Genomic DNA, 18,615 nt, shown 5'->3' on the forward strand with positions numbered 1-18,615 from the left:
TGGCTTCCACGCACGCAGATGGCTTGCAACCCATCCCGAAGCGTGGAACCCATCCCGAAACCGCCGCGCAGCCGCGCAGCCGCGCCTCAGCGCGCGGCCACGCCAATGGCCGGCTGCACGCGGCTCGCGGCCCGCATAGGCGCGACTGAGGCGAGCACGGAGGTGGCGATCACGCCCACCCCGAGCACCGCGAGCGTGGCGAACGGTGGCATGCCGCCTGCCATTCCGAGGATGTGCAGGGCGAGCACCCCGTATCCGCAGCCCACGGTGACGCCGATCGCCGAGCCGACCGTGGCGGCGAGCGCGGCCTCGGCTGCGACGGAGCGGCGAGTCCCCGACCGGCTGACGCCCAGGGCGCGCAGCAGCGCGATCTCCTGGCGCCGCTCGGCGACCGAGAGCGCCAGCGTCACGGTCACCCCGATCATCGCGACGAGCAGCGTCACGCCGATCATGGCCACCCCGATGAGCTGCCCGATGAGGATGGTCTGCTCGATCCCGGCCTGGACGTCGGCGGCCCAGTAGACGGGGACGCCCGGGTCCACGCGGTCGAGCACGGCTGATCGCAGCGCCTCGGGCGTCACCCCGGGTGCCGGGTCGATGAGGATGTCGGACTCGCCGAGGCGTGCCTCCACTGACGGGTCCGCCGACAGGCGTTCGACGACCGCGTCGGGGTCGTCGACGAGGTCGACGGGGATGATGGCCGCGGTCGGGAAGTTGCGGGCGACGCTCTCCTCGGCGTCGGCGGACGCCCCTGGGACGCCGACGATGAGCGCGGCCGTGAGGCCGACGCCCAGCGTCAGCACGGTGGTCATGGCGGCGGTGCGACGTGATGCGCGACTCGCGTTGGACATCGTCAGTCGCAGCGCGACCGACCCGGATGCGAGCGGTCGCAGCAGGAGCGCCGACCAGCGGATGAGGAAGGGCCCGACGGCGACGAGCGCCGCGTAGACGAGCGTGCCGCTCAGCGCGGCGAGCGCGAGCCCGAGGAACTCGTCGGTGGATGCGACGGCCACCCCCGCGAACGCGGCGAGGGCCGCGACGACGAGCGCTGCGACTGCGAAGAGCAGGCGGGGCGCACCTCGCAGCGGGCGGGCATCCGAGGAGCGAGCCTCGCCGAGCGCGGCGACCGGTGAGGTCCTGCCCGCCGCCCGCGCAGCTGGCAGTGCGGCGACGATGGAGCAGCCCACGGCGAGGATGAGGCACGCGATGAGTCCCGCCGGCGCGGCGTCGAAGGGCGCATCGAGCAGCCCGGCGCCTCTGGCCGCCGCGACGAGCACCGCCGCGGCCGCGAGCCCGACCGCGACGCCCGCGGCACCGCCGACGAGGCCGATGAACGCCGCCTCGACGAGCACCGAGCGGCGCACCTGGGCGCGGGATGCTCCGACGCAGCGCAGCAGCGCGAGCTCGGCGGCCCGTCGGGCGAGCAGGATGCGGAAGGTCGAGCTGACGATCACGACGGCCGACAGCACGGCGAGGCCGACGAACACGGTGAGGGCACCGAAGACGCCTACGAGTGTGTCGGTCACCGAGCGGGCCTCCTCCGCGCGGCGCTCCTCGCCGCCCATGACGGTGCTCTCCCCCGCGACCGCGTTCAGCACGTCGAGGTCGGGGGCGCCCGTGACGAAGATCTGCACCGGGGCCATCGACCCGCCGAGCGCCACCGCATCCTCTTCCCGGATGAGGGCGACGTCCTGCCCGAACTCGTGCACCTGCCCGATCCCCGCGACCGTGAGCTCACGTCCGCCCGCGACGAAGACGTCGCCGACGGTCGCGCCGGAGCGCTCGGCCGTGCTCGTGCCGATGAACACCTCGCCGACCTCCGGTGCGGAGCCGGCCGACAGCTCGCCGATGCCGCTCAGGGGGCCGGAGCCGGGGTCGCTCGTCAGCTTCCAGACGGCGGTGGTGCCGCCGAGCTGCACCTCGACGTCGCCGAGGTACTCGACGGCGACCTCGTCCACGCCGGGGAGCGTGCGCGCCCGCTCGGCGATCTCCGTGGCCGCCTCCGATGTCAGATCGCTCGGCGGGATGACCACGGCACCCGCCGCCGCGGGCGTGCTCATGCCGAACGCGACGAGCGCGGTCCTCGCGTTGAGGGCGATGAGCAGCGACGCCGCCGCGAAGGCCGTCGCCGCGACGATCGCGATGCCGATGAGCACCGCCTGGCCCGGCCGCCGGAGCACGCTTCTCGCGGCCGCGCGGATGACGATCATGCGGGCACCCCGGCACCCGCCGCGAGCGCCGCGACGTGCTCGAGCACCCGACCGCGGGTGGGCGAGCTCAGGCTGCCGGCCGCCCTGCCGTCCTTGAGCAGCACGACCTCGTCGGTGACTGCCGCGGCCACCGGATCGTGGGTGACCATCACCACGGTCTGCCCGTACTCGTCGACGCACGCGCGCAGAAGTGCGAGCAGCGAGCTGCCCGACTCGCTGTCGAGGGCGCCCGTCGGCTCGTCGGCGACGATCAGGTCGGGGCGCCCGAGCAAGGCCCTCGCGACGGCGACCCGCTGGCGCTGGCCGCCGGAGAGCTGCGCCGGCAGGTGCCGGAGCCGGTCGGAGATGCCGAGGCGTTCGACGAGCTCAGCCCGCCAGCCGCGCTCGGGGCGACGCCTCGCAAGCGACGCGCCCAGGTCGATGTTCTCGCCCGCGGTGAGGTGCGGGAGCAGGTTGCCGTCCTGGAACACGAACCCGACCCGGTGGCGCCGCGCAGCCGTCAGGGCCGCGTCGTCGAGCCGCCCGAGGTCGGTATCGCCGAGCAGGATGCGGCCTGACGTCGGCTGGTCGAGCCCCGCGAGGCAGTGCAGCAGGGTCGACTTGCCAGAACCGGATGCGCCCATGATGGCCGTGAACCGCCTCGCGGGCAGGTCGAGGCTCAGCCCGTCGAGGGCGCGGACGCGGTTGCCAGTGTCGCCGTACTCGCGCACGACGTCGATGGCCCGGGCTGCCAGCGGAACCGGCGGAGCGGAGGGCGGGGAACGGAGGTCGCCGAGGTCTGAAGTCATGCATCCACCCTCTGAGGTGGGCACGGCTGCCCGCGTCGACCGAGGGGACGGTCATCGCCGGCGCACTCGTTCCTTCGAACGATTTGCCCGCGAAACGGGGTGTTGCTTGAGGCGCGTCCGCGAGGATGGAGGCGTGACGACAAGCAGCGACGGCGGACGGGGGCGGCTCGGGTCGCTTGCGGCCCGCCTCAAGGCCGCGCCGAAGATCGCCGAGTTCGCGGTGCTCGCGCTGCTGCTCGTGGTGGACTTCGAGCTCGCCGCCCGTCTTGCGGTCGTCCCGGAGACCGGTCCCGCCGACGGTCTCATCGCCGGGGCCCTGGCGACCGCGTTCGTCGCCGTCGTGGTGGCTGCGCTGGCCCTCGCCCGCGGCCGGCTGCCCGCCGCCTCGAGCGTGGGATCTGCCTTCGCGGTCTCGCTCCTCGGGTCCGGGGTCGCCGCATCCACCGGCGCCCCCTGGTCTTCGCTGACCGAGTCGGCAGCCCTCGTCGTGCTCACGGTGTTCGGCGTGCGCGCGGCTTCCCTCCGAGGCGCGATCGCAGTCGGCGCCGGCGCTCTGGTCGTCGCGCTCGCCGTTACCCTGCTGCGCATCGGCGTCGACGGAACCGCGATCCTCCTCGCCGTCCTCGTCTGGGGGTGCGCCGTCATCGGCGGCGTCGCCGGGCGGTTCGTGCGCCTGCGCCGCGAATCCGCCCTTGAGGCCGCCCGGCGAGCGGAGCGGCTGGAGCTGGCCCGGGAACTCCACGACGTGGTCGCGCACCAGGTCACCGGAATCGTCGTGCAGGCGCAGGCGGCGCTCGCGGTCGCCCGCGCCGACCCCGAACGCACCACCGAGGCCCTGGCCGCTATCGAGGCGGCCGGCACCGAGGCGCTCGCCGGCATGCGTCGCATGGTCGGCGCGATCCGCGACGAGCACGGCGATGGGGAGCCTGCTCCCCTGACCGTGCCATACGGCCTCGACGACATCCCGACGCTCGTCGACCGGTTCGACCCAGGCCACGAGCGCACGACCCTGCACCTCGAGGACGCGGACGCTCCCCTGCCGCCCGGCGTCGGCGAGTCCGCGTACCGCGTGGTCAGGGAGGCGCTCACGAACGCGCGCAAGCACGCGCCCGACGGGACAACCGCCGTGTCGGTGCGCGTGGTCGACGCCGAGCTGCTGCTCGAGATCGAGAACGACGGGGTGCGCGCCGGCAGCCGCGAGGAAGGCGCCGCCGGGTTCGGACTCACGGGCCTGTCCGAGCGGGTCACGGCGCTCGGCGGGGCCATGCGCGCGGGCGCCGACACCCCCGACACGTGGACGGTCTCGGTCACCCTGCCCCTGGAGCCGCAGCGATGATCACCGTCGTCCTCGCCGACGACCAGGAGATGGTGCGCGCGGGCTTCCGCATGATCCTCGAGGCGGAGGGCGACATCCGCGTGGTCGGCATCGCCGGTTCGGGTGACGAGGCGGTCGCCGCAGCCACGCGGCTGCTGCCGGACGTCGTGCTCATGGACATCCGCATGCCCGGGATGAACGGGCTCGACGCCACACGGATCATCACCGCCCGGCAGGACGCGCCGCGAGTGGTCATCGTCACGACCTTCGACACCGACGAGTACCTGCGCTCGGCGCTGCAGGCCGGCGCATCCGGGTTCATGCTCAAGGATGCGGGGCCCCGGCTGCTCGTCGAAGCGGTTCGCGCCGCGGCAGACGGGGACGCGCTCGTCTCGCCCTCGATCACGGTGCGGCTGCTCGGCGAACTCGCCGGGAGTGCCACCAGACGGCTTGCATCCGATGTTGAGCACGAGCTGTCCGACCGCGAGGTGGAGATCGCGGCCGCGATCGCGCGCGGCGGCACCAACGAGGAGATCGCGGCCGACCTCTTCGTCTCCGTCTCGACCGTGAAGACCCACGCGCGCAACATCAGCGTGAAGCTCGGCGCCCGCAACCGCGTCGAGATCGCGGCCTGGGCGTGGCGGATAGGCCTCGTCAGGTGACCGAGCGATGACGGAGTTTCTCCAGTCTCGGGATGGGAAAGTCACTTCGTTGCGGGAAACTTCCCAGAACGAAGCGACTTTCCCATCCCGAGACTGCCGTCGCGACCGCGGGCTCCCGTCAGGAGGCGCCCGACGTTTCGGGATGGCTTTCACGCACGCAGATGGCTTGCAAGCCATCCCGAAGCGTGCAACCCATCTCGAAGTTCACCTGGAGTCGGTCGGCGGCGAACGGCGGGACTCAGCCACCGGTGAGGCGGTCGAGCACGTGGCGCAGCAGCGGCCACTCCGCGGTGCCGCGGAGGTGGGTGGCGGATGCGCGCAGCATGGGCGGCTGCTGCATCCGCACGATCTGCACGTTGTCGCGCGGCGCTCGCGTGAGGGGGAGCATCCCGACCCCGAACTCGGCCGCGATGAGGTCTTCGACCAGCGCGAGGTCGTCGGACTGGTGGGTGACGTTCGGCTCGTAGTCGGCGAGCGACGCGAGCACGCCGATGGCGATCTCGTCGGCGTCGTTCCTGGAGTTGCCGATCCACTCCTGGTGGCGCAACGCGAGCATGAGGTCGCGGTTGGGCAGAGGCTCGAGGCCGCCGCCGGGGAGGGCCGCCGCGACGCTGTCCGGAACGCCGATCCCCCACTCCCCTTCCCACAGGCGCACGCTCTCGTAGCCTGGCGGGATGCGCAGGGGTGCAAGCGTGTAGTCGTACACCAGCGCGAGATCGATCCGGCCGGCGTCGACCAGCGCGAGTGCCTCGTCGGGTTCCTGTTCTTCGAGCACGAGCCGCACGCCGGGGTGTGATGCGGCGAGCTCGCGCATGATCGGGAACAGCGCTCGCGCGGCGGTCGCGAATCCCGCCACGCGCAGCGTGCCCTGCGGTTCCGCGTCCGGGTCGAAGTCGCGTCTCGCCTCGTCGAGGCTCGCGAGGATCCCGGATGCGCGTGCGGCGAGCCGCGAGCCGGCGGCGGTCAGCCGCACCCCGCGTCCCACCCGCTCGAGGAGGTGCGCGCCCAGTTCCTGCTGGAGGAGGGCAAGCTGCTGGGACACGACGGAGGTCGTCGTGAGGTGCTGATCGGCGACGGCGCGCATGGAACCGAGGCGCTCGAGGTCGACGAGGTACTCGAGCCGTCGCGTCTCCATGTGGACTCCCGCCGATCATCCGGACCGCGGGCCTGGCGCCCACGGAACCATTGTGCGCGAATCGCGAACAATGCGTTCGTATTTCTCGCGTGGACACGGATGCACGGGCGCGCCATCCTGGGTCCATGACCGCGTCCACGCCTCAGGCAGCTCCACGGGGCAGCGCCCGCTCTGGCACCCTCATGACGATCAGCGCCATGCTGTTCGTGCAGCTCGGACTGGCGCTCAGCACCGGTCTCTTCGAGCAGCTCGGGCCGCTCGGCACCGGCTGGATCCGCCTGGTGTTCGCGGCGGCACTCGTGCTGGTGATCGTGCGGCCGCGACGCGCGTGGTTCACGCGCAGCAGCTTCCTCGCGTGCGTCGTGCTCGGCGCGGCGACCTCCGGCATGACGTTGCTCTTCACGCTGGCGATCGACCGCATCCCGCTCGGCACTGCCGCTGCTCTCGAGTTCCTGGGCCCCCTCGCGGTCGCCGTGCTGCGCAGTCGGGGCCGGGCGCTCCTGTGGCCGCTCATCGCCGCCGTCGGTGTCGTGCTGCTGACGGAGCCGTGGACCGGGAACATCGACCCGATCGGCGTGCTGTACGCGCTCGCCGCGGCGGCCTGCTGGGCCGTCTACATCCTGTGCACGCAGCGTGTGGGCGACGAGCTGAGCGGGGTGCGCGGCCTGGCCGTCTCCATTCCTGTGGCGGCCGTCATCGCGAGCATCATCGCGGCGCCGAGCACCATTCCGCTGCTCACGTGGGAGGCGGCCCTCGCCGGCCTCGGCTTGGCCGTGCTCCTGCCGACCGTGCCGTTCATGCTCGAGATCCAGGCGCTGCGCCGCATTACGGCCGCCGCCTACGGAACTCTCACGAGCCTCGAGCCCGCGGTTGCGCTCGTCATTGGCTTGCTGCTGCTGCATCAGGTGCCCGGGTTGCTGCCGGTCGTCGGCCTCGTGCTGGTCATCGTCGCTGGCATCGGCGTCGAGCGCTCGGCCGGACGCGCACCCGCGGCCGCTGCGCCTCCGGATGAAGCTTCAGCTGCCGCCGCGACACCGAGTACTGATGCGGCGGCGGCACCCTCAGGCTCCGGTGAGGCGCCCCTTGAGCGCGGCGAGCTCCGCACCGGTGAGCCCGCCTGACTGCAGGTACGCGGCTGAGCCGCCCTGCGCATCCACCCACTCGAGCGCGTGCTCGATAGCGGATGGGGGCGTCGCGGCGACCAGGTCTTTGATCTGGTCGGTGAGCGGCAGCCCGTACTGCGCGACCATGCCGTACATGCGCTCGGCCCACTCCCCTGAGAGGTTCGCCCCGGAGGACGCGTAGTCAGCGATGATCGCCGACCGCTCGACCCCGACCGCGTCGAGCACCAGGGCCGAGCCGATGCCCGTGCGGTCCTTGCCGGCCGTGCAGTGGACGACCACAGCGTTCGGCGGGCTGACGGTCGCGGATGCGACGAGTCGCGCGAGCTCGGCGAACGTGGTCGCGCTGTGCTCGAGCATCTCCACGTAGAGGGCGCCCAAGGTCGGGATCTGCGCGAGCACCGCATCCATCGCCTTCGCCTGCTCGGCGGGGTCGCCGCCGCGCGCAGCCGACTGCAGGCCCTGCTGCACCAGTCCGGTCACGGCCCCTTCAAGCAGCGGCAGCTCGACGACGTGGAACTGCCGGCTCACGGGCAGGCGATCGGGCGCCATCTGCCGCTCGGCGGGTGTGCGGAAGTCGACGATCGTGCCGATGTCGCTCGCCGCGAGCTCCTCGAGCCCCTTCGGCGTGAGCGAGCTCAGCGCGTCGGACCTGTAGAAGACGCCGGAAGCGGTCGTGCCGCCGCCAGCCACCGGCAGGCCGCCGGTGTCGCGGAAGTTGAAGGTGCCCTCGAGGGAAGTCGCCGTCGTCATGCGATCACCTTAGACGCGGGCACCGACATCGAGCGAGGCGGGGTGGATCTGCGCCGCACGACGATCGACAGCCCCCCGCCACGATGCACAGCGCGGCACCTCCCCACCACGCGGAGGTGTACGTGCCGAGGGTGTCGCGGATGAGCCCCGCCCCGAGCGCAGCCGCGGCGGCCGGCGGCGAACCACGCACCTTCATCGCGCCGGGAAGCTGCATCTCACGTGTGGATGCATCGGGCGCGAGCTGAGAGGGGTCAGCCGCGGCGGCGGCGCATGCCGAACAGGGCCGCGATGACGGAAACGAGAAGTCCTGCCGCCCCGGTGACGAGGCCGACGATGATGAGGAAGCCCGCGCCGATGTTGGCGTCGAGGGCGGTCGGGTCGGTGATGAGGTGCGCTCCCGCGAGCGCGAGGAATCCGACGGCGAGCAGGACGGTGCCGAGGGTCTGCATTCGGGTTCTCGCTTTCGTCGCGGCGTTCGGGGGTCACTCCACCCAACAGCACCGGGATGCGCCGAAACCGAGAGTCGCTGCAGAAGCGGCGCTACGAGGAGGTCTCGATCGTCACCTCGACATCGACCACCTGCGCCGCCGACAGGGCGCTCCTCATCCGTCTGGCTGTGCCGAATCCCGAGCCCCGTGCGGCCGCTTCGGCACTCGCACCCTCCGCCAGCAGCCGCTGAGCGAGGCGCACCCGGGCCCGCCTCAGGTAGGCGGATGCGGTGTCGCCGGTCGCCGCGAACGCGCGGTACAGGTGCGCTCTCGATGCGCCGAGCGCGGTCGCCATGGAGTTCACCGTCGTCGATTCGTCGGACGCGAACCGGGAGACGTATTTCACCGCCTCGCTGTAGACGTGGGCCAGGTCGTTGCCGCTCTTCGCGAGCGTGCGCAGCTCGGTCTGCGTGGCCAGCGCCCAGATGAGCGCCTCGACACCGAGCCCGACCCGGGTGAATGCGGCGTCTTCGGCGCGCAGCCCGCCGCCGAGGATGGACGCGGACGCGTCGATGAGGACCTGCAGGTACGCGTCCGATTCCGACGTCGTGCCCACGTAGTTCTCGGTGAACGACTGGGGCCGCGGGAAGAAGACCAGCAGGCTGCTGACGGGCACCTCGGACCTCTTGCTGATGAGGTCCTCGGGGTTGACGAACAGCACGCTGCCTGGCGTGAGCGTCTCGGTCGTGCCCGCGATATCGACGACGACCTCGCCTTCCAGGCACGCGAGGAGGAGGCGCGCAGCACCCCCGGCGAAGGCGCGAGGGACCACGTACCGGAAGCTGGCAGCTGAGTGACGGTAGCGACTCAGCGCGAAGGTGTCGCTCTTCAGCACATCGCCCGCGACGGTGAACTCCTCCGCGGAGGACTGCACGTGCCAGCCCCAGCTGCGGACGGTCTCCACGGCACGCTGACCGGCCTCGTCGACGGTGAGCGACACCACCTTGGGGAGCTCTCCCGAAGCCCTGGATTCGACCTCGACCACTCCGAGATCGAAGTCGCTGCCACCCTGACTGACGTGCTCCTGCACCTTCCGACTCCGTCCATTCCGTATCGCTGCACGAACGCGATCCGTTCACGCGTCCGGCGACCAGCACCTGGGCAGGTGCGGCGCTCACAGATGAGACGACGCTCGGGGGCAGTTCGTCACGTTTCCCATTGTGGTCGATGACAAGAGCTCTCGCCGGAGGTGACCGGAATCATTTCCGTCGTGAGCGTGAGACAAAGTGGTACTTCCTCGCTCACAGCAAGCCAATTTCAAGATAATCCCTGCTCAGAAGCAGTTTATGTGCAGTGCTGACTCGCGCAGCACCGCGCAGTTCTCGGTTGCGGATGCAGTAGCCGTGCATATGCTCACCGGGCAGATCAGAATTCACTTCCCAGGGCGCCCCCTTCTCCTTGGATGCCAGCGGCACGACCGGTGAGCATCCAAGCGAAATCGTCGTCTGAAAACTTTTCTGTGACAAATCATGGACTTCACACGTCTCACCACCAAGCACCGCCGATGCGCCCGCATCGGCACACAACAAGGAGAAAGCAATGTCGAACACCACCCCGACCATCAGCACCACGTCCTCCGACCGCAAGGACCTGCAGCCGGCGCACGGCACGCACGGCAAGACCACGATCAACGACAGCGTCGTCGCCCGCGTCGCCGGCATCGCAGCTCGTGACGCCCGCGGCGTCCACGCCCTCGGCGGCGGGGCGGCTCGCGCCATCGGCGCCATCCGCGACGCCCTCAACGCCACCGACCAGGGCCAGGGCGTGAGCGTCGAGGTCGGCGAGAAGCAGGTCGCCGTCGACATCACCATCGTCGCCGAGTACCCCGTCTCGCTGCAGGATGTCGCTGACGGCGTCCGCGCCGACGTGATCGACGCGGTCGAGACCATCGTCGGGCTCGAGGTCACCGAGGTCAACGTCACCGTCAACGACGTGCACCTCCCCTCCGAGGACGACAACAACGATGACAAGGAAGAGGCACGAGTCCAGTGAGCAACTCGTCTCTCACCCGAACAGGCATCCTCATCGGCGCGGTCCTCGCGCTGAGCTGGACCATCCTGGGCTTCTGGGCGTTCTTCTTCGTCGCGATCGCGATGATCGTCGGCGGCATCATCGGGCGCATCCTCGAAGGAAAGCTCGACGCGAGCGCCCTCGTCGACGTCATTCGTGGACGGAACACGTCCTCATGAGCGCGGCCGCGACGGCTCCGGGCGGCGCGGCGCAGCGAGGCACGACACGACTCACCGCGAAGGCCCTGACTCGTCTTGCGTCAGCTGTCACCGGTGACGCGCTCGGGGTCGACGCTGGCAGCGTCAGCGTCGGCCTCGAAGACCACAAGGGCAGCCTCGCGCTGCGCATCAGCACCCCGATCCGCGTTCCGTCCCTCGAGCGCATCCGCTCGCAGGACGCGGCCGTCGAGCGGAGCGGCGGGCCGATCCTCCAACGTGTCGAGCAGGCAAAGGGAGAGATCAGGGATCGCTTTCAGTCACTGACCGACTCGCGCGTGGAACGCGTCATGCTGCGGGTCACCAGCCTCAACATCCGAGCCGAGGAACGCGTCAGATGAGCACCAACACCTCCCTGTACGCGCGCCTCTCCCGGCGAGAGACGCACTCGCCCCGCTCGGCGCTCGCGATCACCCTCGCCGTGCTCCTCATCCTCGTCGCGGCTTGGATCGGCACCGAGATCGTCCTGTCGCTGCTCGCCCTCCCGGCGCTCCTCGTCGCACCGGCGGACATGTTCGCCTCCGCGCTCGGCGTGCTCGAGCAGCCCGCCCAGTACGTCGGCATCGCCGGCGTGGTCGTCGCGATCATCGGGCTCGTGCTGCTCATCGCAGGCCTCGCCCCCGGACGCCGAGCCAGGCACACGCTCACCTCGACCCGCACCGCGACCGTCGCGGACAACGCGGTCATCGCCTCCGCCCTCGCCCGCCACGCAGCGCACGCCGGCAACGTCAGCCCCGACAACGTCACCGTGTCGGTCTCCCACCGACGCGCCGACGTGCACCTCACCCCCGCATCCGGGCTCCCGGTCGACGCGGCCGCCATCACGGCCGCCGTCAACCAGCAGCTCGAACGGTACGAACTCACCCCGCGCGTCACCGCCAAGGTGCGCGTCGCAGAGAACGGGAAGGTCGGCGCATGAACAGCACCAACCGAGGCCTGAACCGGCTCCTCATCACCGCCACCGGCCTCCTCCTCCTCATCATCGGCGCCGCCGCAGCCATCGGCGCATGGCTGCCCGGGGCGAAAGACACGTGGACTCCCATCTCCGAAGGCGTGAACACGAATGTCACGGGCTGGCTCCAGCAGACCCCGTTCCCCGGTGCCGACTTCAGCTGGCTCCTCATCGCCGTCGTCGCGGTCCTCGCGATCGCCATCATCCTGCTCCTCGTCTTCGCCCTCCGCCAGGGACAGGGACGGACCGGCACGATCGTGCACGAGCGCACCTCCGACGTCGGACCGACCGTCATCGACGTGACCGTCGCCCGGGCTGCACTCGACGACGCGCTGGCCGGCCGTGACGAGTTCGTCTCGACGAGCGTCTCCGCCTACGACGTGAAGCGCGCCCCTGTGCTGAAGGTCTCCGCGACCTGCCGCCGCGGGGTCTCGCCAAGGGACGCCGTCGACCTCGTGGAACGCGACCTCCGTGCCCTCGACGCGCTGCTCGGCAAGGAGCTCCCGGTGCTGCTGCAGCTGACGGGCGGCTTCCGAGCTCGGGTGCAGAAGTCGACGCGCCTCCAGTAACGCCAAGTCAGTCACCCCACCTGACCAACCCACCCAAGAAGAAGGACCCCATGTTCCTCCGCATCGTCACGTTCGTCCTCGGCCTCGTCGTCAAGCGCCGCAGCGCCAAGAAAAAGCAGCAGCAGCAAGATCCCGGCGCGCAGCGGTAGCCGCACCTCACCGGCGGCCACGGGCGCAGCGCCGGTGGCCAAGCTAGGCCCAGGGATCGACGAGTGACAGCCCCACGTCGTCGAAGTCTCCGACATTCCTCGTCGCGAGCGCGTACCCCCGGGCCAAGCAGATCGACGCGATCATGGTGTCCTCGACTGAGATCGACCTGCCCCGCGCTTCGCGTTCAGATCGAATCGCCGCGTAGGCGCGCGCGGCCTCCACATCGAAGGAGCAGACTCGGTCGCCTGCTTCAGCAACGAGTCGGTCCACAGCCAGCAGCAGGGCCGTGCGCCTGCTCCCCTCCGGCAGCCGCACGGCCCCGTATCGCAGTTCGGCGATGGTGATCGTCGTCAGGGCGAGCTGCCCGGCGTTGAGCGCGAGCCACTCCAGAACTCGCCGATCGGGTTCACGGCGCAGGGGTTCGGAGAGGACGTTCGTATCGACGACGATCACGAGAGATCTACCTCGCGTGGCTTCGACCGCGGCGGCAGATGGAAATCTCCCTCGAGATCGACGACGACGTTCACCCAGTTCGTCACGAAGTCCGGCGCAGGCACCAGGGACTCTTCCAGAATCGCGCGCACCTCGGCCTCCATGGACCTGTTGTGCTCGGCGGCGCGTGCTTTGAGGGCACGCCTCGTCTCTTCGGGCAGATTGCGGATCGTGAGCGTCGCCATAAGACCTCCCTGAGTGCTAGCAATGCTAGCACTCAGGGAGATCTACATATGCAGTCAGCTGATCTTGCGTCGGCAGATCACGTTCGCCGCGAGGTAGGCAGCAAGCAGGATGCCGGCGCACCACGCGAGCGCGACTCCGAGTTCCCCGCTCACCGGCTGCCCCTCGAGGAGCTGCCGGATGCTGTTGACGATGGACGTCACGGGCTGGTTCTCCGCGAACCACCGCACTGGGCCCGGCATCGTCTCGGTTGGCACGAACGCGGAGCTCACGAACGGCAGGAAGATGAGCGGGTAGGAGAAGGCGCTCGCGCCCTCGACGGTCTTCGCGGAGAGACCCGCGAGCACCGCCATCCAGGTGAGAGCGAGCGTGAAGAGCACGAGGATGCCCGCGACCGCGAGCCACTCGAGCAGTCCGGCACCCGACCGGAAGCCCATGATCAGGGCAGCGCCGACGACGACGGCCACCGAGACGAGGTTCGCGACCAGGGAGGTGAGCACGTGCGCCCACAGGGCTGACGATCTGGCGATGGGCATCGACTGGAACCGCTCGAAGATGCCGCCCTTCAGGTCGAGGAACAGCCGGTAGGCCGTGTAGGCGACGCCGGATGCGACGGTGATGAGCAGGATCCCTGGCAGCAGGTAGTCGACGTAGGCGCCCGCGCCGATGTCGATCGCCCCGCCGAACACGTAGACGAACATGAGCATGAACGCGATCGGCATGACGGCTGTCGTCACGATCGTGTCTGGGCTGCGGAGCACGTGGCGCAGCGAGCGACCCGTCAGGACGGCGGTGTCGCCGACGAAGTGCGCGGTCATGAGGCCAGCCCCCTTTCTCCGCCGGAATCCCCGACGACGGCGAGGAAGATCTCCTCGAGCGTCGGCTGCTTCTCCACGTATTCGACGTTGGCAGGCGGCAGCAGCCGCTTGAGCTCGGCGAGCGTGCCGTTCGCGATGATGCGTCCCTCGTTCAGGATCGCGATCCGATCGGCGAGCTGCTCCGCCTCGTCGAGGTACTGCGTCGTGAGCAGCACAGTCGTGCCGGTGGCGGCGAGCTCGCGCACCGCGCCCCACACCTCGAGCCTGGCCTGCGGGTCGAGTCCCGTCGTGGGTTCGTCGAGGAACACGACGGGTGGGTTGCCGATGAGACTCATCGCGATGTCGAGCCGACGCCGCATGCCGCCGGAATATGTCGCGGCGCGACGCCTGCCCGCGTCGGCCAACGAGAAGCGCTCGAGCAAGGCGTCCGCGACCTCGTTCGGCCGCGGAACGTGCCGCAAACGCGCGACGAGGGCGAGGTTCTCGCGACCCGTGAGCACCTCATCCACCGCCGCGAACTGGCCGGTGAGGCTGATGGATCCACGAACCTCGGACGCCTGCGACGCCACGTCGAAGCCGGTGACGACTGCCGACCCGTCGTCGGCGCGGAGGAGCGTCGAGAGGATGCGCACCAGTGTGGTCTTGCCGGCCCCGTTCGAGCCGAGGAGCGCGAAGATGCTGCCGCGCTCGACGGCGAAGTCGACGCCGGTCAGTACGGCGAGGTCGCCGTACGACTTCGTGATGCCATCGACGACGATGGCCGGAGGAGCGCTCATGGCTACTGCCCTCGCTCCGCTTCCTCGACGGCCTTCACCAGTCGCGCGCGCTCCTTGTCGATCCACTGCTTGCCGGAATACGACTGGCCGAAGGTCTCGGCGAAGTCGACCGGGTCGGAGCCCACGATGTCGTGGACGAGAGTGCCGTCGGCGGCCGCGCGCTCCCACAGGTCGGCGAGGTCCGCATTCATGCGCACCATCGACTCCCCATCGGTGACGCCGCCGTAGTACATGAGGTAGCGCTGGATGGCCTGCGCCACCTTCGCGTAGGGAGCCGGCAGCGCATCCAATCGCGCCTGTGCCTCCTTGTACAGCTTCTTCTCCTCGAGTGAGCCCGTGAGCGCTTCGATCCACTTGGCGGCCATGTCAGTTGCCTCTTCCTTCATCTGTGCTGGTTGCAGTTGGTTCTGCGGTGGTGGTGCGGAGCTGCTCGAGGCGCTCCGCGAGGAACCCCCAGGTGCGCCAGAACTCCGCGAGGTACTCGGTGCCTTCTGCGTTGATCGTGTAGACCTTCCGCGGCGGACCCTTCTCCGAGGGGACCTTCTCGACGTCGACCAGCCCCTTCTGCTCGATGCGCACAAGGAGCGCGTACACCGTGCCCTCGGCGATGTCCGCGAAGCCCTGTTCGCGAAGCCAGGTCGTGATCTCGTACCCGTAGGCGGAACGCGTGGCGAGAATCGCGAGCACGATGCCCTCGAGCGTGCCCTTGAGCATTTCGGTTGCTTGCTTGCCCACGATCACCCTCTCTACTCAGTAATGATGACTACCAGTACAAAGTAACACTGAGTACCAGTACCTAGCAACACTTGGTTCCCTCAGTTCAACCCGCATTCAGGAACCCCGGAATGCACAGCTTCACCGACATTCACCGATGTATCGTCGGGTGTCGTCAGGTATCGGCACCCCTTCGAAAGGAATGCTCATGGTCGCTCAGCACACCCCAGGCGGACTCGGCTTCGGCCTCCGCGAAGCCGTCGACGAGATCCGCGAGAGCTTCGCATCCCGTCCCACCACGTCCCGCGCCGGCCGCGGGGACGTCCGCACCGCACTGCTCGTCGCGCTGCTCGAAGGCCCCCAGCACGGCTACCAGCTCATCCAGGCCATCGAGGAGCGCACCAGCGGCGCGTGGAAGCCGAGCCCCGGCTCCGTCTATCCGACGCTGCAGCTCCTCTCCGACGAGGGCCTCGTCGTGCCGGAGGTCACCGGCGAGCGCAAGGTCTACGCGCTCACCGAAGAAGGCCGCGCCGTCGCCGTCGACGCTTCGACTGGCGACCTGCCGTGGGAGTCCCCCGCCGCACGCCGCGCCGAGCGCGCCGCGACCCTCCCGAAGGCCGGCGCCCGACTCGCGCAAGCCGTCGTTCAGGTGCAGAGCAGCGCAACCCCGGACCAGGCCGAGCGCGCCGCGGCCCTCCTCGACGAGACACGGCGCAAGCTGTACTCAATCCTCGCCGAGGACTGAACGTGACAGATGGCCCCGGCCTGACCGAAGAGCGAGCGGCGGCGAGCAGGCTGACCGCCGCCGCCGCACAGGCGCAAGCAGTCACTCGAGGCCGGGCCGCCCGGGACGGCGACACGAAGCTCTCGGCCGAGGGCCGCGCCAGGTACCGCAGGATCGTCCGCTTCGCGCAGCGCGCGATGCTGCAGATCTGGTGGTTCGAGATCTTCCTGCCGCGCATCCGCCTCGGCAAGCTCTCGGAGCGGGGACGTACCGTGCGTATGCAGCGGCTCGCCCGCCGCTTCCATGCACTCGCGGTCGACCTCGGCGGGCTCATGATCAAGGTGGGGCAGTTCATGTCGTCACGCCTCGACGTGCTGCCTCCCGAGATCACAGCCGAACTCGAGGGCCTGCAGGATGAGGTTCCGGCCGTCGCCTTCCCCGCCATCCGGGCGCAGGCCGAAGCTGAACTGGGCATGTCGCTCAGCCAGGCGTACGCGAGCTTCGACGAAGCCCCCATCGCGGCAGCCTCGTTCGGGCAGGCCCACCGCGCGACGCTCACGCCCGCCCTCGCGGAGGAGACGGGCTACACCAGCGTCGTCGTGAAGGTGCAGCGGCCGGGCATCGAGGACCTCGTCGAGACCGACCTGCGCGCGCTGCGCCGTGTCGGCCAGCTCCTCAAGCGAGTCGAGCTGGTGTCGAAGCGCGCCGACGCACCCGCCCTCGTGGAGGAATTCGCGGCGACCAGCCTCGAGGAGATCGACTACATCCACGAGGGCTCCAGCGCGGAGCGCTTCGCCGCCGACTTCGAGACCGACCCCCGCGTGGGCGCCGCGCAGGTCGTGTGGGAGCGCACGGCGTCCCGCATCCTCACCCTGTCGGATGTCACCGCGATCAAGATCACTGATGTCGATGCCCTCCGCGCCGCGGGCATCGACCCCGTCGAGGTCGCCAACGAGCTCGCGAGGGCCACGTTCCAGCAGCTCTTCGTCGCCGGCTTCTTCCACGCCGACCCGCACCCGGGCAACATCTTCGTGACGCCGCTGGCGACGCCGCGCATCCCAGCTCCATCGGACGTGGAGGGCGAGGCCACCGATGAGCGTCCCGCACCCGTCACATGGGAGCTGACCTACATCGACTTCGGCATGATGGGCGTCATCTCCGACACCCTGCGAGCCAGCCTGCGGGAGCTCATCTTCGCGATCGTGTCCCGCGACGGGCCTGGCCTCGTCAGGTCCATGCGCAGCGTCGGCGTGCTGCTGCCAGCCGGCGACACGATGGAGCTCGAACGGGCCATGACGGAACTGTTCGGTCGCTTCGGCGGCATGGGCGTGGCCGAGCTGCAGCGCGTCGACCCCGCAGAGCTCGGCGACTTCGCCGACCGCTTCAGGGACACCATCCGCGAGATGCCGTTCCAGCTGCCAGAGAACTTCCTGCTCATCATTCGCGCGATCTCCCTGGTCTCGGGCGTGACCTCGGCGCTCGACAAGAACTTCAACATGTGGGAGGCGGTCGACCCGTTCGCCCGCACCCTCACGCGCGACGAGGGCGGCAACACCATCCAGGCGGTGGCGAAACAAGCCGTCTCCGCACTGGCAACCGCAGTGACGCTGCCAGGGCGACTGGATGCGCTCACGACCCGCCTCGAAGCTGGCCAGCTGAAGGTGCAGACGCCGAGCGTCGACCGACACATGCGCTCCCTCGAGCGGATGCTGCGCGGCGTGGTGTCAGCAGTCGTGTTCGCCGCGCTGCTCATCGCGGGCGTCCTGCTGCTGCCTCAGCTCGCTCCGCTCGGCATCGTGCTCATGAGCGTCTCCGTCGTTCCGCTGCTTCACGCCGCGGCCGTCGCCCTCGGCCGACGGCGCCACTGACCGCTCGCCAAACGCATCAGTCAGACGGCGAGCTTGCCGCTCTTCGAGAGCTCGGGGTCGGTGCACGACGAGAGGTCGAAGCAGCACGGGCGCCGCTTTCCGGCCTCGAGCTTCGACAGGCCGACCTCGATGCGACGCTCTCGGGTCTTCACGACGCGCGTGGAGTTGATCCACCGCACCCACTCCCACCTCGCCATCGGCGTGATGTCACGCCAGGTCTCCGCAGAATCGGGGGCGTCGGCGAGCGCCTCGGCGAAGTCCGCCGGGATCTCGGGCTCAGGCCACTCGCCGCCCGGCCGCAGCTCGACGCTGACGGTGTCGCCGTCGGCGGCACCGGCTCCGAGTGCGGCGGCGACGTCGAGCCAGTGCCCGCGCAGGCCATCAGGCTCGATGACCGTCTCGAAAGCTCGCGGAGCAGCACCGGAGTCCGCGGTGGAGCCTGAGGCGGGCTCGGCGCGGATCACGCCCGCGACGGCGACCTGCCCACGCGACGGCAGCATCCGGCTCGCGTCCTCCGGAAGCCGGACGATGAGCCGTTCGCCCTCGTCGCCCACAACGGGGACGGCGATCACCCGGGCCGTGAACCGGACGGCGCTCGTGTCCGGAACCGCGGTGTCCTCGGCGAGCGCGCCCTGCTTGTCAGCCATGGCAGAAAGCGTACGCCCCACCGAC

General features: G+C 70.1%; 24 protein-coding genes. 10 read left to right on the forward strand and 14 right to left on the reverse strand.

The features are described from left to right. Positions 1-86: 86 nt before the first annotated feature. A complete protein-coding gene (locus C5B97_RS03345) occupies positions 87-2,210 on the reverse strand; it encodes an FtsX-like permease family protein (RefSeq protein WP_104310751.1) in 2,124 nt (707 codons plus the stop codon). After that, positions 2,207-2,998: an ABC transporter ATP-binding protein gene (locus C5B97_RS03350; protein ID WP_104310953.1), complete on the reverse strand. Its 792-nt coding sequence runs from the start codon at positions 2,996-2,998 to the stop codon at positions 2,207-2,209. The genes C5B97_RS03345 and C5B97_RS03350 overlap by 4 nt, the downstream gene beginning before the upstream one ends. A gap of 133 nt (positions 2,999-3,131) precedes the next feature. Here C5B97_RS03350 and C5B97_RS03355 point away from each other — a divergent pair, with 133 nt between their 5' ends. Both C5B97_RS03355 and C5B97_RS03360 read left to right on the forward strand, forming a co-directional pair. Further along, the gene (locus tag C5B97_RS03355) at positions 3,132-4,334 is read left to right on the forward strand and encodes a sensor histidine kinase (protein ID WP_181026893.1); all 1,203 of its coding nucleotides are present in this window, start codon (positions 3,132-3,134) and stop codon (positions 4,332-4,334) included. Then, positions 4,331-4,975 (forward strand): response regulator transcription factor, encoded by a 645-nt coding sequence (locus C5B97_RS03360; protein ID WP_104310753.1) that lies wholly within the window; start codon positions 4,331-4,333, stop codon positions 4,973-4,975. Before C5B97_RS03355 ends, C5B97_RS03360 begins: the two co-directional genes overlap by 4 nt. A 238-nt stretch (positions 4,976-5,213) precedes the next feature. Here the strand turns inward: C5B97_RS03360 and C5B97_RS03365 are convergent, their stop codons facing one another. Further along, positions 5,214-6,110, reverse strand: coding sequence for a LysR substrate-binding domain-containing protein (locus tag C5B97_RS03365; protein WP_104310754.1), 897 nt, complete (start codon positions 6,108-6,110; stop codon positions 5,214-5,216). A 125-nt stretch (positions 6,111-6,235) separates the two neighbouring features. Between C5B97_RS03365 and C5B97_RS03370 the strand changes: the two genes are divergently transcribed. Then, a complete protein-coding gene (locus C5B97_RS03370; RefSeq protein WP_219819758.1) occupies positions 6,236-7,231 on the forward strand; it encodes a DMT family transporter in 996 nt (331 codons plus the stop codon). On the opposite strand, the gene C5B97_RS03375 is transcribed toward C5B97_RS03370, so the two are convergent. The 4 genes from C5B97_RS03375 to C5B97_RS17710 form a co-directional block, all read right to left on the reverse strand. Continuing rightward, positions 7,172-7,984: a tyrosine-protein phosphatase gene (locus C5B97_RS03375; protein WP_104310755.1), complete on the reverse strand. Its 813-nt coding sequence runs from the start codon at positions 7,982-7,984 to the stop codon at positions 7,172-7,174. The two genes, C5B97_RS03370 and C5B97_RS03375, sit on opposite strands and share 60 nt — an antisense overlap. Positions 7,985-8,235: 251 nt before the next feature. After that, the gene (locus C5B97_RS03385; protein ID WP_104310757.1) at positions 8,236-8,433 is read right to left on the reverse strand and encodes a hypothetical protein; all 198 of its coding nucleotides are present in this window, start codon (positions 8,431-8,433) and stop codon (positions 8,236-8,238) included. A gap of 91 nt (positions 8,434-8,524) precedes the next feature. Beyond that, positions 8,525-9,502 (reverse strand): AraC family transcriptional regulator, encoded by a 978-nt coding sequence (locus C5B97_RS03390; RefSeq protein WP_104310758.1) that lies wholly within the window; start codon positions 9,500-9,502, stop codon positions 8,525-8,527. A 211-nt stretch (positions 9,503-9,713) separates the two neighbouring features. Continuing rightward, positions 9,714-10,022, reverse strand: coding sequence for a hypothetical protein (locus C5B97_RS17710; RefSeq protein ID WP_146080707.1), 309 nt, complete (start codon positions 10,020-10,022; stop codon positions 9,714-9,716). Here C5B97_RS17710 and C5B97_RS03395 point away from each other — a divergent pair. The 5 genes from C5B97_RS03395 to C5B97_RS03415 are packed head-to-tail and all read left to right on the forward strand — an operon-like array spanning position 10,012 to position 12,218. Next, a complete protein-coding gene (locus C5B97_RS03395; protein WP_104310759.1) occupies positions 10,012-10,464 on the forward strand; it encodes an Asp23/Gls24 family envelope stress response protein in 453 nt (150 codons plus the stop codon). The genes C5B97_RS17710 and C5B97_RS03395 overlap by 11 nt on opposite strands. Next, positions 10,461-10,661, forward strand: a complete 201-nt coding sequence (locus tag C5B97_RS03400; RefSeq protein ID WP_104310760.1) for a DUF2273 domain-containing protein — start codon at positions 10,461-10,463, stop codon at positions 10,659-10,661. The genes C5B97_RS03395 and C5B97_RS03400 overlap by 4 nt, the downstream gene beginning before the upstream one ends. Further along, a complete protein-coding gene (locus C5B97_RS03405) occupies positions 10,658-11,038 on the forward strand; it encodes a hypothetical protein (protein ID WP_104310761.1) in 381 nt (126 codons plus the stop codon). The genes C5B97_RS03400 and C5B97_RS03405 overlap by 4 nt, the downstream gene beginning before the upstream one ends. After that, complete coding sequence (locus C5B97_RS03410) at positions 11,035-11,616, forward strand: DUF6286 domain-containing protein (protein WP_104310762.1); 582 nt, start codon at positions 11,035-11,037, stop codon at positions 11,614-11,616. Before C5B97_RS03405 ends, C5B97_RS03410 begins: the two co-directional genes overlap by 4 nt. Next, entirely contained in the window at positions 11,613-12,218 is a 606-nt protein-coding gene (locus C5B97_RS03415; RefSeq protein ID WP_104310763.1) for a hypothetical protein, read from the forward strand. Before C5B97_RS03410 ends, C5B97_RS03415 begins: the two co-directional genes overlap by 4 nt. Before the next feature lie 192 nt (positions 12,219-12,410). On the opposite strand, the gene C5B97_RS03420 is transcribed toward C5B97_RS03415, so the two are convergent. From C5B97_RS03420 to C5B97_RS03445, 6 genes are read right to left on the reverse strand one after another with little or no spacing between them, the layout of a single operon-like run. Beyond that, a complete protein-coding gene (locus tag C5B97_RS03420; RefSeq protein WP_104310764.1) occupies positions 12,411-12,821 on the reverse strand; it encodes a type II toxin-antitoxin system VapC family toxin in 411 nt (136 codons plus the stop codon). Then, positions 12,818-13,045, reverse strand: a complete 228-nt coding sequence (locus C5B97_RS03425; protein ID WP_104310765.1) for an Arc family DNA-binding protein — start codon at positions 13,043-13,045, stop codon at positions 12,818-12,820. The genes C5B97_RS03420 and C5B97_RS03425 overlap by 4 nt, the downstream gene beginning before the upstream one ends. Before the next feature lie 54 nt (positions 13,046-13,099). Beyond that, positions 13,100-13,861, reverse strand: coding sequence for an ABC transporter permease (locus C5B97_RS03430; RefSeq protein ID WP_104310766.1), 762 nt, complete (start codon positions 13,859-13,861; stop codon positions 13,100-13,102). Beyond that, positions 13,858-14,637, reverse strand: a complete 780-nt coding sequence (locus tag C5B97_RS03435) for an ABC transporter ATP-binding protein (protein WP_104310767.1) — start codon at positions 14,635-14,637, stop codon at positions 13,858-13,860. The genes C5B97_RS03430 and C5B97_RS03435 overlap by 4 nt, the downstream gene beginning before the upstream one ends. 2 nt (positions 14,638-14,639) lie before the next feature. Beyond that, positions 14,640-15,002, reverse strand: a complete 363-nt coding sequence (locus C5B97_RS03440; RefSeq protein ID WP_104310768.1) for a DUF1048 domain-containing protein — start codon at positions 15,000-15,002, stop codon at positions 14,640-14,642. 1 nt (position 15,003) lies between these two features. Beyond that, positions 15,004-15,372, reverse strand: a complete 369-nt coding sequence (locus C5B97_RS03445) for a PadR family transcriptional regulator (protein ID WP_104254615.1) — start codon at positions 15,370-15,372, stop codon at positions 15,004-15,006. A 187-nt stretch (positions 15,373-15,559) separates the two neighbouring features. Here C5B97_RS03445 and C5B97_RS03450 point away from each other — a divergent pair, with 187 nt between their 5' ends. Beyond that, positions 15,560-16,096, forward strand: a complete 537-nt coding sequence (locus tag C5B97_RS03450; RefSeq protein ID WP_249312289.1) for a PadR family transcriptional regulator — start codon at positions 15,560-15,562, stop codon at positions 16,094-16,096. A 176-nt stretch (positions 16,097-16,272) separates the two neighbouring features. Continuing rightward, positions 16,273-17,943: an AarF/ABC1/UbiB kinase family protein gene (locus C5B97_RS03455; RefSeq protein ID WP_104310955.1), complete on the forward strand. Its 1,671-nt coding sequence runs from the start codon at positions 16,273-16,275 to the stop codon at positions 17,941-17,943. A 20-nt stretch (positions 17,944-17,963) separates the two neighbouring features. On the opposite strand, the gene C5B97_RS03460 is transcribed toward C5B97_RS03455, so the two are convergent. Next, positions 17,964-18,590: a YdeI/OmpD-associated family protein gene (locus tag C5B97_RS03460; protein ID WP_104310769.1), complete on the reverse strand. Its 627-nt coding sequence runs from the start codon at positions 18,588-18,590 to the stop codon at positions 17,964-17,966. Positions 18,591-18,615 lie beyond the last annotated feature (25 nt).

This window comes from Pseudoclavibacter sp. RFBB5, from assembly GCF_002931555.1.
Classification (GTDB): domain Bacteria; phylum Actinomycetota; class Actinomycetes; order Actinomycetales; family Microbacteriaceae; genus Pseudoclavibacter.

Coding starts and splice junctions, on each gene's coding strand:
- C5B97_RS03365 (WP_104310754.1), bottom strand. CDS start 6,110: ATGGAGACGCGACGGCTCGAGTACCTCGTCGACCTCGAGCGCCTCGGT.
- C5B97_RS03385 (WP_104310757.1), bottom strand. CDS start 8,433: ATGCAGACCCTCGGCACCGTCCTGCTCGCCGTCGGATTCCTCGCGCTC.
- C5B97_RS03415 (WP_104310763.1), top strand. CDS start 11,613: ATGAACAGCACCAACCGAGGCCTGAACCGGCTCCTCATCACCGCCACC.
- C5B97_RS03345 (WP_104310751.1), bottom strand. CDS start 2,210: ATGATCGTCATCCGCGCGGCCGCGAGAAGCGTGCTCCGGCGGCCGGGC.
- C5B97_RS03370 (WP_219819758.1), top strand. CDS start 6,236: ATGACCGCGTCCACGCCTCAGGCAGCTCCACGGGGCAGCGCCCGCTCT.
- C5B97_RS03405 (WP_104310761.1), top strand. CDS start 10,658: ATGAGCGCGGCCGCGACGGCTCCGGGCGGCGCGGCGCAGCGAGGCACG.
- C5B97_RS03410 (WP_104310762.1), top strand. CDS start 11,035: ATGAGCACCAACACCTCCCTGTACGCGCGCCTCTCCCGGCGAGAGACG.
- C5B97_RS03455 (WP_104310955.1), top strand. CDS start 16,273: ATGCTGCAGATCTGGTGGTTCGAGATCTTCCTGCCGCGCATCCGCCTC.
- C5B97_RS03440 (WP_104310768.1), bottom strand. CDS start 15,002: ATGGCCGCCAAGTGGATCGAAGCGCTCACGGGCTCACTCGAGGAGAAG.
- C5B97_RS03450 (WP_249312289.1), top strand. CDS start 15,560: ATGGTCGCTCAGCACACCCCAGGCGGACTCGGCTTCGGCCTCCGCGAA.
- C5B97_RS03375 (WP_104310755.1), bottom strand. CDS start 7,984: ATGACGACGGCGACTTCCCTCGAGGGCACCTTCAACTTCCGCGACACC.
- C5B97_RS03460 (WP_104310769.1), bottom strand. CDS start 18,590: ATGGCTGACAAGCAGGGCGCGCTCGCCGAGGACACCGCGGTTCCGGAC.
- C5B97_RS03435 (WP_104310767.1), bottom strand. CDS start 14,637: ATGAGCGCTCCTCCGGCCATCGTCGTCGATGGCATCACGAAGTCGTAC.
- C5B97_RS03425 (WP_104310765.1), bottom strand. CDS start 13,045: ATGGCGACGCTCACGATCCGCAATCTGCCCGAAGAGACGAGGCGTGCC.
- C5B97_RS03350 (WP_104310953.1), bottom strand. CDS start 2,998: ATGACTTCAGACCTCGGCGACCTCCGTTCCCCGCCCTCCGCTCCGCCG.
- C5B97_RS03430 (WP_104310766.1), bottom strand. CDS start 13,861: ATGACCGCGCACTTCGTCGGCGACACCGCCGTCCTGACGGGTCGCTCG.
- C5B97_RS03360 (WP_104310753.1), top strand. CDS start 4,331: ATGATCACCGTCGTCCTCGCCGACGACCAGGAGATGGTGCGCGCGGGC.
- C5B97_RS03395 (WP_104310759.1), top strand. CDS start 10,012: ATGTCGAACACCACCCCGACCATCAGCACCACGTCCTCCGACCGCAAG.